The 12,002-nt window shown below is 67.4% G+C and carries 14 protein-coding genes; 12 read left to right on the top strand and 2 right to left on the bottom strand.

All coding sequences use genetic code 11. The features are described 5' to 3' along the window. Positions 1-83: 83 nt before the first annotated feature. The 4 genes from ACSQ3Y_RS08870 to ACSQ3Y_RS08855 all read left to right on the top strand — a co-directional run bounded on the left by ACSQ3Y_RS08870 (position 84) and on the right by ACSQ3Y_RS08855 (position 3,632). Positions 84-1,298, top strand: coding sequence for a fumarylacetoacetate hydrolase family protein (locus ACSQ3Y_RS08870; RefSeq protein WP_057201312.1), 1,215 nt, complete (start codon positions 84-86; stop codon positions 1,296-1,298). Positions 1,299-1,336: 38 nt separating this feature from the next. Continuing rightward, positions 1,337-1,921: a TRAP transporter small permease gene (locus ACSQ3Y_RS08865; RefSeq protein WP_057201313.1), complete on the top strand. Its 585-nt coding sequence runs from the start codon at positions 1,337-1,339 to the stop codon at positions 1,919-1,921. Then, positions 1,918-3,198, top strand: a complete 1,281-nt coding sequence (locus tag ACSQ3Y_RS08860; RefSeq protein WP_436177021.1) for a TRAP transporter large permease subunit — start codon at positions 1,918-1,920, stop codon at positions 3,196-3,198. The genes ACSQ3Y_RS08865 and ACSQ3Y_RS08860 overlap by 4 nt, the downstream gene beginning before the upstream one ends. A gap of 113 nt (positions 3,199-3,311) precedes the next feature. After that, positions 3,312-3,632, top strand: coding sequence for a hypothetical protein (locus tag ACSQ3Y_RS08855; protein WP_428002185.1), 321 nt, complete (start codon positions 3,312-3,314; stop codon positions 3,630-3,632). Between the two features lie 6 nt (positions 3,633-3,638). Here ACSQ3Y_RS08855 and ACSQ3Y_RS08850 read toward each other — a convergent pair whose 3' ends face one another. Further along, positions 3,639-4,586 (bottom strand): class I SAM-dependent methyltransferase, encoded by a 948-nt coding sequence (locus ACSQ3Y_RS08850; RefSeq protein WP_436177020.1) that lies wholly within the window; start codon positions 4,584-4,586, stop codon positions 3,639-3,641. A 99-nt stretch (positions 4,587-4,685) separates the two neighbouring features. Further along, positions 4,686-5,327 (bottom strand): NAD(P)-dependent oxidoreductase, encoded by a 642-nt coding sequence (locus tag ACSQ3Y_RS08845; protein WP_436177019.1) that lies wholly within the window; start codon positions 5,325-5,327, stop codon positions 4,686-4,688. Positions 5,328-5,435: 108 nt separating this feature from the next. Between ACSQ3Y_RS08845 and ACSQ3Y_RS08840 the strand changes: the two genes are divergently transcribed. From ACSQ3Y_RS08840 to ACSQ3Y_RS08805, 8 genes are all read left to right on the top strand, one after another. Then, complete coding sequence (locus ACSQ3Y_RS08840; protein ID WP_436177018.1) at positions 5,436-6,338, top strand: LysR family transcriptional regulator; 903 nt, start codon at positions 5,436-5,438, stop codon at positions 6,336-6,338. A gap of 116 nt (positions 6,339-6,454) precedes the next feature. Then, entirely contained in the window at positions 6,455-6,862 is a 408-nt protein-coding gene (locus ACSQ3Y_RS08835; RefSeq protein ID WP_057264707.1) for a hypothetical protein, read from the top strand. Positions 6,863-6,877: 15 nt separating this feature from the next. Then, positions 6,878-7,738: a LysR family transcriptional regulator gene (locus tag ACSQ3Y_RS08830; protein ID WP_057203488.1), complete on the top strand. Its 861-nt coding sequence runs from the start codon at positions 6,878-6,880 to the stop codon at positions 7,736-7,738. 65 nt (positions 7,739-7,803) lie between these two features. Beyond that, positions 7,804-8,100 carry an antibiotic biosynthesis monooxygenase family protein gene (locus ACSQ3Y_RS08825; RefSeq protein ID WP_057203487.1) on the top strand — a complete coding sequence of 99 codons (297 nt, stop codon included), beginning with the start codon at positions 7,804-7,806 and terminating at the stop codon, positions 8,098-8,100. Positions 8,101-8,292: 192 nt separating this feature from the next. Next, positions 8,293-9,252, top strand: coding sequence for a chemotaxis protein (locus ACSQ3Y_RS08820; protein ID WP_057203486.1), 960 nt, complete (start codon positions 8,293-8,295; stop codon positions 9,250-9,252). 262 nt (positions 9,253-9,514) lie between these two features. After that, a complete protein-coding gene (locus ACSQ3Y_RS08815; RefSeq protein WP_057203485.1) occupies positions 9,515-10,024 on the top strand; it encodes a hypothetical protein in 510 nt (169 codons plus the stop codon). A 30-nt stretch (positions 10,025-10,054) separates the two neighbouring features. Beyond that, positions 10,055-10,798 carry a DUF4124 domain-containing protein gene (locus tag ACSQ3Y_RS08810; RefSeq protein WP_436177017.1) on the top strand — a complete coding sequence of 248 codons (744 nt, stop codon included), beginning with the start codon at positions 10,055-10,057 and terminating at the stop codon, positions 10,796-10,798. 177 nt (positions 10,799-10,975) lie between these two features. Next, entirely contained in the window at positions 10,976-11,998 is a 1,023-nt protein-coding gene (locus tag ACSQ3Y_RS08805; protein WP_436177016.1) for a hypothetical protein, read from the top strand. Positions 11,999-12,002 lie beyond the last annotated feature (4 nt).

Here is a 12,002-nt window from a genome sequence, read left to right as displayed (position 1 = left end):
TATGCAAATCCGCAGGAGCCCTGCATAGCTGCGCCCGCCCCAGGGTGGCGCAGCACCGATTTCGACCTTCCAAGGAATTCTCGATGAGTGAAACTACAGCGGCCGCCGTGGCCGGTGCGGCGACGCACGCCCATATCCTGCCCGACGACGGCCTGGCCGGCACCCTGGTGGGCCGCGCCTGGGTCGATGGCAGCCCGCCCGGGCCCGCCGTGGTGGCGCTGCGCGCCGATGGCGTCTATGACCTGAGCCAGCACTACCCCACCATGAGCACCCTGCTGGACACGCCCCGGCCCGCCGAGGCGGCGCAGGCGGCCTCGGGCCGGTACCTGTGCAGCGTGCTGGAACTGCTGGCCAACAGCCAGCCCGGCATGCGCGACACGGCACGCCCCTGGCTGCTGGCGCCCTGCGACCTGCAGGTGGTGAAGGCGGCCGGCGTGACCTTTGCGGCCAGCCTGATCGAGCGGGTGATCGAAGAGCAGGCGCGGGGCGACGCCAGCCGCGCCCAGGGCCTGCGCAGCCAGGTGATTGGCCTCATCGGCGACAGCCTGGCCGACATCCGGCCGGGCTCGGACCAGGCCATGGCCTTGAAGGCGCTGCTGCAGCACAAGGGCCTGTGGTCCCAGTACCTCGAAGTGGGCATCGGCCCCGATGCCGAGGTGTTCACCAAGGCCCCCGTGCTGGCCTCGGTGGGCACGGGCGAGGACATCGGCATCCGCGCCGACTCGGCCTGGAACAACCCCGAACCCGAGGTGGTGCTGGCGGTGAACAGCCGTGGCGACATCGTGGGCGCCACCCTGGGCAACGACGTCAACCTGCGCGACATCGAAGGCCGCAGCGCGCTGCTGCTGGGCAAGGCCAAGGACAACAACGCCTCCTGCGCCATCGGCCCCTTCATCCGCCTGTTCGATGCCCGCTTCGGCCTGGACCAGGTGCGCAGCGAAACCGTGCACCTGCGCGTGGCGGGCGCGGACGGCTATGAGCTGCGCGGCATCAACACCATGGCCAGCATCAGCCGCGACCCGGTCGACCTGGTGGCCCAGACCCTGGCCGCGCACCAGTACCCCGATGGTTTCATGCTGTTCCTGGGCACCCTGTTCGCACCCATCGAGGACCGCGACCAGCCCGGTGGCGGCTTCACCCACAAGCTGGGCGACGTGGTCACCATCCAAAGCGCCTGGCTCGGCGCCCTGCACAACACCGTGACCCACAGCGAGACGGCCCCCCCCTGGCGCTTCGGCCTCAGGGCCTTCATCACCAACCTGGCCGCGCGCGGCCTGCTGCAAGGCACGGTGCTCTGAAGAAGCGGTCGTTCAGCCATTCAAGAGGCAACAAATACATGCTCGACACTTTCATCGACCGCTACGTCCGCGCCATCAACCTGCTCATCGCGCTGGCGCTGGCCGCCATGGTGGTGCTGGTCTTCGGCAACGTGGTGCTGCGCTACGTCTTCAATTCCGGCATCACGGTCAGCGAAGAGCTTTCGCGCTGGCTTTTCATCTGGATCACCTTCCTCGGTGCGGTGGCCGCCATCAAGGAGAACGCCCATCTGGGTACGGACATGCTGGTGTCCCGGTTGCCCGTGAAAGGCAAGAAGGTCTGCATGGTGCTTGGGCAGGTGCTCATGCTCTACATCACCTGGCTGTTCTTCGAAGGCAGCTACAAGCAGATGAAGATCAACTGGGACGTGGAGGCACCGGTCACCGGGTTCTCGATGGCCTTCTTCTACGCCTCGGGCGTGGTGTTCTCGGTGTGCGCAGGCTTCCTGCTGGTGCTGCAGTTTCTGCGCGTGCTGACCGGCAGGCTCAGCGAAGGCGAACTGGTGATGGTCAAGGAGTCCGAAGAGCAGGCTGAACTGGAGGCCCTGCAGGCCGAACTCGCACGCGAAAACGCCGCCCCCGCAAAACCGGAGACAAGAACATGACCGTGCTGATTTTTCTCGGCGGCCTGCTCGGCGCCATGGCCCTGGGCATCCCCATCGCCTATGCGCTGCTGGCCTCAGGCGTCGGCCTGATGTGGCACCTCGATCTGTTCGACTCCCAGATCCTGGCGCAGAACTTCATCAACGGCGCGGACAGCTTTCCGCTGCTGGCCGTGCCCTTCTTCATGCTGGCCGGCGAGATCATGAACGTGGGCGGCCTGTCGCAGCGCATCGTGAACTTCGCGCTGGCGCTGGTCGGGCATGTCAAAGGGGGGCTGGGCTATGTGGTGATCCTGGCGGCATGCCTGCTGTCCTCGCTGTCGGGCTCGGCCGTGGCCGACGCTGCGGCACTGACGGCGCTGCTGCTGCCCATGATGATCAAGGCCGGCCACAAGAAGGAGGTGTCGGGCGGGCTGATCGCGGCCTCGGGCGTCATCGGGCCCATCATCCCGCCGAGCATCGGCTTCGTGATCTTCGGCGTGGCGGCCAACGTCTCCATCAGCAAGCTGTTCATCGCCGGCATCTTTCCCGGCATCATGATCGGCCTGGGCCTGGCGGCCACCTGGTGGTGGGTGGGGCGCAAGGAGGTGCTGGCCCTGCCCGAGAAAAAGAGCACGGCCGAGATCTGGCGCGCGGCACGCGAATCGGCCTGGGCCCTGACACTGCCGGTGTTCATCCTCGTGGGCCTGCGCATGGGCGTATTCACGCCGACCGAGGCCGCCGTGGTGGCGGCCGTCTACTCGCTTTTCGTGGCCAGCGTCATCTACCGCGAGCTGCCGCTGTCCGCGCTGCTGCCGATCTTCACCACCGCCGCCAAGACCACCGCCGTGGTGATGTTCCTCGTGGCCGCGGCCATGGTGTCGTCGTGGCTGATCACGGTGGCCAACCTGCCGACCCAGATGGTCGAGCTGCTCAAGCCCTTGATGGGCAACCAGACGCTGCTGCTGATCGCGATCATGGTGCTGGTGATGCTGGTGGGCACCGCGATGGACATGACGCCCACCATCCTGATCCTGACCCCGGTGCTGATGCCCGTGGTCAAGGCCGCCGGGATCGACCCGGTCTACTTCGGCGTGCTGTTCATCATCAACAATTCGATCGGCCTGGTCACCCCGCCGGTGGGCACCATCCTGAACGTGGTGGCCGGGGTGGGGCGCATGGAGATGGACGAGGTGACCCGGGGCGTGCTGCCCTTCATGGCAGCCCAGTTCGCAGTGATGTTCATCATGGTGCTGTTTCCGCAGACGGTTCTGGCGCCGCTGCGCTGGCTCACGGGCTGATCCGGCAGCCGCATGCTCCGGGCAGGGGATTGCCAGAATTTTCTGGAAAAAGGCCGGCTTTTGGCTTGCAATTGCTTCACCCGCCACAGCCACCCCACCTGGAGATATGCGCCATGCCCGATTTCTACATGCCCTTGTCGGGCCCCGTGAACCAGGCCTTCCAGTACTGGACGAAGATGACGATGGGCCAGGTGGGCCTGATCAACATCAACATGGGCAAGTCCTCGGACCCGGCGCTGGAGCAGAAGATCATCGAGGACGTGGGCAGCTACGGCCGCCAGATCGGGCAGTTGAGCGACGCGCTTCTGGCCGTGCTGCAGCACATGAAGACCGACACCTGGGACGCGGAATCGAAGGCGGCCGTGGAGGCCTTCCGGCAGCAGGTGAAGGAGGTGGCGAAGCTCAAAGAGCGCCATCAACGCGCCAGCCGGTAGGCTGGGTCACACCAGCTCCAGTGCGGGCAGCCGGTACGCCAGCACCTTGAGCGAGCGCTCCTGCGACACATCGGCGAACACCGCCGGATTGGCCACGCGTTCGACAAATTCCAGCTCGGGCGCGATCTCGCGCATCTGGTCCTGCAAAAAGGCCGTGTCCAATTCGGGCGCATTCAGGCACAACAGGGCATGGCCGCCTGGGGCCAACAGGTCCGGCAGGCGGCGCATCAGGCGCGCATAGTCCTTGGTGGCGACAAAACTGCCGCGCTGAAAGCTCGGCGGGTCCACGATGACCAGGCCATAGGGGCCACCGCGCGTGATCTTGCCCCAGGTGGAGAAGATGTCGTGTGCGAGGAAGCTCGCGCCGGTGGTGAGGCCGTTGAGCTGGTGGTTCTGCTGGCCGATGGCGATGGCGCCCTGGGCCATGTCCACGTTGACTACCTGTTTCGCGCCGGCCTGCAGGGCCACCACCGAGAAGGCGCAGGTGTAGGCGAACAGGTTGAGCACCTTGAGGCCGTAGCGGTCGGCGCTGCGCGCAGCGGCATAGTCGCGCACCCAGCGACGGCCCTCGGCCATGTCGAGGAACAGGCCGTGGTTCTGGCCCCGGGCCACGTGCACGCGGTAGCGGGCGCCCTGCTCGGTGACGACATGCGGGTCGGGCACGCTGCCGGCCATCAGCCGGGTTTCGCTGCGGCCTTCGTGCCGGGTCTGGAAGACCCAGTTCAACGGCTCGCCGGGGTGCAATTGCTCCCAGCGCGCGGACAGGGCGGCACCGACGATGGCCAGTTCCTCTTCGGCCACGGGCTGGAAGCTGGTGAGCACCCACACGGGCGGAAACACGTCCAGCACCCAGTGCTCGCAGCCCGGGTACAGGCCACCGCGGCCATGGAACACGCGCAGGGCGTCGGTGGACATGGGGGCCATCGTGGCGATGGCGTTCAACAGGGCTTGCATCAAAAGGAAGGGGGAATGCGGAGCAGGGAGTGTATGCACTGTGCGCCACGCAAAGCGCCCGGCGATGCCGGCGCTTTTCAATTCGGTCCCTCGCCGGGATCAACTGGCCACGGTGAAACGCTGCTTCACGTGGCGCGGGTTCTCCAGTTCGTCCACGATGGCCACGGCCATGTCGGCCACGCTGATGCCGCCGGGGGCTTCGCCGTTCATCAGCGGCGCATCGGTACCCAGGCGGTATTGGCCGGTGCGTTCGCCGGGAGCCAGCAGGATGGGTGGCGACAGGAAGGTCCAGTCCAGCGTGGTTTCATGGCGGATCAGATTCAGCGCCTCGCGCGCGGCCAGGGCGCCTGCCTTGTACTCGGCCGGAAAGTTGGGCGTATCCACCAGTTGCACGCCGGGTGCCACGAACAGGCTGCCCGCGCCGCCCACCATCAGCAGGCGCTTGACGCCGGCCTGCTTGACGCCTGCATAGATGGCGCGCGTGCCGACGAGGAACTGGTCGTGGATGTCGGGCACGGTCCAGCCGGGGTTGTAGGCGTTGACCACGGCGTCGTGGCCGGCCACGGCCTTGGCGACCTGCGTGGCGTCCTGGGCATCGGCCTGCACCACGGTGAGGCCGTCGCGCGCAGGCAGTTTGCCGGGGTTGCGGGCCAGGGCGGTCACCTGGTGCTGGCGGCGCAGCAGTTCTTCGAGCACGGCCGAGCCGACAAATCCGGTGGCACCAATCAATGCGATGTTCATGTCATTTCCTTGGGTTGAAGTCGATGCAGTGAGAATAGGGGCTTGTCAAACAAGCCGGTAGAGGGCAAAAACCGCCTTCACCTTGAAGTACAGCTTCACAAAAACCCTATGGACGATCTGAAACGCATGGCCGTGTTCGCTGCCGTGGTGCAGCACGGCTCGATGAGCGGTGCCGCGCGCGCACTGGGCATGAGCACCTCGGCCGTGAGCCAGCAGGTGCGCAAGCTCGAAAGCGATGGCGGCGTCACCCTGCTGCACCGCTCTACCCGCCAGTTGGCGCTGACCGAGGCCGGCCAGCGCTACCACGCGCGCTGTGCGGCGATGTGCGCGGCGGCCGACCAGGCGCGGGCCGAGTTGGCGGCATCGCGCGACGCACCGAGCGGCGAGCTGCGCCTGTCGGCCACGGTGGGCTTTGCGCGCCACATTGCACCGGCCCTGGGCGACATGCTGGCGGCCAACCCGGCCCTCAGGCTGCGGCTGTTGGTGGATGACTCGCCCATTGACCTCATCAATGCGCGCATCGACCTGGCCGTGCGCTTTGGCCGGCTGCAGGACTCCACCTGGGCAGCACGGCGCCTGTGCGCGATGAATGTCTACCTGTGCGCCTCGGCCGACTGGGTGGCGCGGCACGGCATGCCTGCGCACCCCGATGCGCTGCTATCGCACAGCTGGCTCGGGCTGGTGCGCGACGGCGAAGCCATGTTCGCCGAGCTGCGCAACGCCCAGGGCGAGGCGCGCGCGCTGCGCATGGAGCCGCGCATCGCCAGCAACAACCAGCTGTCGCTGCAGCAGATGTGCGAGGCCGGCCTGGGCGTGGCCATGCTGGGCAGCAGCGACGTGCACGACGCCCTGCGGACCGGGCGCCTGGTGCGGCTGCTGCCGCAGTGGGAACTGGGCACGCTCGACGTGTGGGCCGTGACGCCCCAGCGCGATGCCCAGCCCGCCAAGGTGCGCCAGGCGATCGCGGCGCTGCACGCCTACCTGCGCCAGGTGCCTGGCATGTTGGAATGAATGAGGCCTGGGGATCCATCGATTTTTTATCGGTGCGGACCATAAATTCCATCGTTGTGCCGGCGCAGTGGCCTGCCTACAGTCGCGGCTTCTTTCTTTCCCCCAGGAGCCTTGCCATGACGACGAACCCCGCCACCCCCACCTACCCCATCGACCAGGTGATCGCCGCCTTTGCCAACGGCGACGTGCCCACGCTGCTGGGCCATGTGGCCGACGACGTGGACCTGCGCATCGACCACTACCGCGATGGCGCGGACACCCGTTGGCAGGTGGCCAGCGACAAGCAGGGCCTGATCGCCATGCTGCAGCGCCTGGCGGTGGAGGTGTTCCCCCGGGGCACGCAGATCCTGCACACCCACAGCCAGCCGCTGGGCAACGACTGGGTGCTCACGCAGTTCCACCAGCGCTTCTTTTATGCGGTACAACAGCGGGAGGTGGAAAGCCTGACCTGGATCGTGAGCCACTCGGTGGCGGGCCAGGTGGACTATTTCCGAGAAACCGTCACCACCATCACCCCGGTCTGAAACCGCCTTTGAAGCATGCTGTTTGACCTGCGCGCGCTCGGCTACTTCGTGGCCGCCTACGAGGAACGCTCGGTGACGGCGGCCGCGCGGCGCTGCTTTGTGGCGCAGCCGTCCATCAGCATGGCGATCAAGGGGCTGGAAGATGCGCTCGATGCCGTGCTGTTCGAGCGCAGCCGCAGCGGCCTGGCACCCACGCCCGAAGGGCACCGCCTGTACCCACGCGCCTGCAGCCTGCTGGCAGATGCGAACGCCATGGTGCGCGACTTCCGCGAGGCGCCGCGCGAGACCCTGCGCGTCTTCCTGCAGGACACCCTGCTCGTGGGCCCGGCTGCGCCGCTGCTGGCGCAACTGGAGCAGCACCTGCCCCAGGCCCTGGTCCGCCTGACCGCCAGCGCCGAGGAATCCCGGCTGCGCCTGGTGGCCGAGCATTGCAAGGCGCCCGGGGATACCTTTTTCCCGCTGTGGCGCGAGCCCTATGTGATGCTGGTGCCCGCGCAGCACCCGCTGCGTTTCAAGAAACGCTTTGGCGTCGCAGACCTCAAGGGCCTGCCGCTGATCGAATGGCCCCACTGCCCGCTGCACCAGTCGTTCATCCGCCTGCTGGCCGAGCGTGGCATTGCGCTCGCGGTGCGCGCCAGCGCAGAGCGCGAAGAACTGCTGCTGCACATGGTGGACGCCGGCATCGGCCTGGCGGTGGTACCGCAATCGCACGCTGCCCATGCGCGCCACGCGGTGGTACGGCCGCTGGACGGGGCACTGGCCTTCGACCGGCACATGGGCCTGGCCTGCGATGCGTCCGACGCGCCCATGCTGGCCCTGCTCGGTGTTCTGGCCGCGGGGGCGGTCGCACCGGCCCCATTGTCGAGCGTGGCGTAGAAAGCCCTGGCACCGGTGCCCATTGCGGTACAACCGGGGTTGCACCCACACCAACAGGCCACCCGATGATCCTGGAAATTGCCCAATTGACCATCCGCCCCGGCCAGACCGGCGCCTTCGAGCAGGCCTTTTCCCAGGCACAGCGCATCATTGCCTCGATGCCCGGCTACCAATCGCACGAATTGCAGCGCTGCATCGAGCGCCAGGATGACTATCTGCTGCTGGTGCGCTGGGCCACGCTGGAGGACCATGAGGTGGGTTTTCGCCAATCCGCGCAGTACCAGGAGTGGAAAGCCTTGCTGCACCACTTCTATGACCCTTTCCCCACCGTGCTGCACTACGGCCCGGTGGCAGGCCTGTAGCACAATGCGAGGAGCCTCTGCGCCACGCCGGGCGGGGGCTGGCATGGGGCGTGCATGGGCAGATGTCTCGGCGCCGCGACGCTTGGGGGCGGGCAGACCCCATTCGGGTACGACCTGACAATTTAACGTGCTGCGCACACCGTTCTGATCCTAGAATTTGTAAACGCGCGTATCCGCGCAAAGGACATCCCCATGAAAGCAGTGCAGCAGGACATCGACGAGCGGACCAACCTCACCAGCACGAACAAATTCGAGCTGCTGCTGTTTCGCCTGGGCACCGACAGTGCCCTGGGCAAGTCCGAGCTCTTCGGCATCAACGTGTTCAAGATCCGCGAGATCGTGGCCATGCCCAGCATCACCCCCATCGCGGGCACCACGGCCCACTCGCTGGGCGTGGTCAACCTTCGCGGCCAGGTGATCCCCGTGCTGGACCTGCCCTCCATCGTGGGCTGCAAGCCCCAGACGGGCCTGAACATCATGCTGGTGACGGAATACGCCCGCACCACCCAGGCCTTCGCCGTGGAGTCGGTGGAAGACATCGTGCGCCTGGACTGGAAGCAGGTGCTTTCGGCCGAAACCAGCGGTGCCGCCGGCAAGCTGGTGACCAGCATTGCCCGGCTGGACGGCAACACCGACGAATCGCGCCTGGCCCAGGTGCTGGACGTGGAAGCCATCCTGCAGATGGTGTCCCCGTCGGACGGCCACGAGGTCACCGAAGAGAAGGTGGGCGCAAAGCTCAAGCTCAAGCCTGGCAGCATCATCCTGGCGGCGGACGACTCCTTCGTGGCGCGTTCGCTCATCGAGCAGGAGCTCAAGGTGCTGCACGCACCCTACGAGATGGTGAAGTCCGGCAAGGAGGCCTGGGACCGCCTGAACGCGATCGCCAAGAGCGCCGAGGCCGAAGGCAAGACGGTGCTGGACCGCGTGGCCATGGTGCTGACCGATCTGGAAATGCCCGAGATGGACGGCTTCACGCTGACCCGCAACATCAAGCAGGATGCGCGCTTCCACGGCCTGCCGGTGGTCATCCACTCCTCGCTGTCGGGCTCGGCCAACGAAGACCACGTGCGCAGCGTGGGTGCCGACGGCTACGTGGCCAAGTTCGTGGCGGAAGACCTGGCAGAGACCATTCGCCGCGTGCTGCCGAAATAAGCCCCCAGCGGCGGCCGAGGCCGCTGCCCCTTCTTTTGCGTGAACGATTTCACGCCACCTACCAGGCAAGTAGCCTTTGGCCTACCCGGGAGGGCTATCGCCGCGCGCCCGTCTGCGGCAAACTGGATGCCGGTCAACCAAATACAGGGCTCAAACGTCAAGTTGCAATCTGCCTGTGCGATGTAACACCTGATTGGTGTTGTTTTCGTGGGCTTTACCTGCAACGCGGAACGCGCCTTGTGCGCCGGGAGTCTGAATCCATATGACAAATACCATCGCCCGCGTTCTCTCCGCCACGGTCCTGGGCGCCGTGCTGACTGGCTGTGCCACGGTACCGGGCGACCCGTACTACGCGCCAGGCCCTGCCTACTACCCGCCGAGCTCGTCGACGATCATCTACGACTCGCCGCCGGTCTACCATTCGCCGCAGCCCGTGTACGTGACACCCCCACCGGTGTACTACGGCAACACCCGCCGCGATGAGCGCGACTGGGCACGTGAGCGCGAACGCGAACGTGCGCAGCAGCAATGGCGCGAGCAGGCCGAGCGCGAACGCCGCGACCGGGACCGTGATCGCGACCGTGACAACGCCCGCCGGGACCAGGATCGCCGCAACCAGGCCAATCAGGAACAGGCTCGCCGCGAGCAGGCCGAGCGTGACCGGCGTGCGGCCGCCGACCGGGCCCGTGGCGACAACCGCCAGTACGGCCCCGGCCCGGCACCTACCGACTGGCGCGCCCGCCAGCAGTCGAACAGCCCTGAAAAGCCCTGAGTGGCTGCAGGCCCTCAACGGCCAGACGCCATGATCCGCGCCCACCTGCCCGCTATCTGCAGCCTTGTCCTGGCAGGGTGGTGTGTGGGCGCGCAGGCCCAGGTCACGCGCTGCACCGATGCACGCACCGGCAAGGTGACCTACACCGACGGCGCCTGCAACAGCAGAGAGGCAGCGCGCGAGGTGGAGCCGCGTCGCTCCCCTGAGGAAATTCTGCTGGACCGACAACTCTCCGCCGAGGCCCTGGAGCGCAAGCAGCAGCGTCAGCAGGCAGAGAACGACGCAGCGGATGCCGAAGCCCGGCGTGCCGATGAACGCAATCGAGCACGCGCCGCCAACGCACCGCTGCCGCAGGACTATGCGCGCTCGCCCGAGTGCGCACGCTCGCGCCGCAGCTATGACATGCTGGCCAGCGAGGGACCCCGCTCCACGCAGGAACATGGCCAGCGCCTGGAAGCTGCCCAGCGGCAGATGGACCTCGATTGCCTGGGCCCCCAGGGCTATGCCGAGGTGGAGCGCGCCCGCGCCGCGCAGCCCCGCGTGGTGGTGGTGCCGCCGCGCTACGGCATCGGCTACCCCGCGCCTTACCCGCCCCCTGCGGTCTTCCCGCAGCCTTTTCCCACCGTGCCCCAGCAGCGCCCGCCACGGCTCACGCAGTGCTCGGACTATCGCTGCACGGACAACCAGGGCAATACCTACCCGCGCAACGGGCCGGGGCGCTTCCCTGGCACTGGCGGCGTGTGCCGCTCCAACGGCGGGCAGGCGCCCTGCTGAGGCCAGCAGGGCAGCACTGCCCTGCGCTCCACGCTCCCCTACAGGCACACCCTCAGCACGGCGCGCTGCGGCCTGGGCACCTCCCCCAAATACCGTAGCCTCTGTCGTCAACCGCCCACCCCCATCGCGCGTCTAGAACGGACACCGCCGCAGTTTGGCGGTTGCCCAAGGAGCCCCATGACCCCTTTGCCTGTGCGCCTGGCATGCCTATCACTCTTCGGTGCAGCGTTGACCGCCTGCGCCCCACGCGGCACCTACCCTGCACACCCGCTCGGCCTGCAGCATGTGCATCTGGCCAGCTATCCCTCTCCCGTACAGCCACCGCCAACCCCGGCACCTTCGTCCAACTTCGCTGCCGCCCCCATGCAGGATGCAGGCCCAGAATCCACAGCGGCCGCCCCCGTGCCCCCGACCATGGGCCCCGCAGGCCCGCATCGCCCATCGGGCCTGCCAGGTCTGCAGCACGTCGACCTGGCCAGCTACCCCTCGCCCATTCCACCAGGATCCACCACAGCGGGCACCTCTTCAAAGGCGGCGAAGGCCTCGGCAGCGACCCCACCGCCCTCGACCGTCCGGCCCCATTCCGGCAGCACACCTCCTGCGATAGCGCGCCCCACCTATGCGCAAGACATGGACCGCATGCGCCGCATCGAGGACGAGGCACGGCGCGACAATGAATTGCGCCTGGACACCATGGCACGCGAGATGGAGCGCGACCGCCAGGAACGCGAGCGCCAGCGCGAACAGGACCGCCTGGAGCAGGAGTACCGCGAGGCGGCCCTGCGCGACCAGATGGAACGCGACCGCCGCTACCACCAGGAGCGTGAGCAGGAACGCGAGCGTGAGCGTGCACGTGATAAGGATCGCGAGCGCGACCGGCAACGCGAAGAGGCCCGCCGGGACCAGGAGCGGCACGACCACGCGCGCAACCGCGAGCAGGCGCAGCGGGAACAGGCGCAGCGTGACCAGGCCGACCGCGAGCGCCGTGAACGGGAGCGCGACACCGCCCGGCGCGACCAGGAACGCCGCGACCAGCAGTCAGAGCGGGAACGCGAGCAGGCGCGGCGTGACCAGATGGAGCGCGACCGCAAGGCTGCTGCGGATCGGGTACGCAACGAGCGCCCGATGCAGTATGGCCCCGGCCCGGCCCCGACCGACTGGCGTGCCCGCCAGCAGTCCAACAGCCTTGAGAAGCCCTGAGAAC

It is taken from the genome of Acidovorax sp. LjRoot66 (assembly GCF_964253305.1).
Taxonomy (GTDB): domain Bacteria; phylum Pseudomonadota; class Gammaproteobacteria; order Burkholderiales; family Burkholderiaceae_C; genus Acidovorax.
The sequence above is the reverse complement of the archived record's forward strand: the minus strand, read 5'-3'. Positions and strand labels throughout refer to the sequence as shown.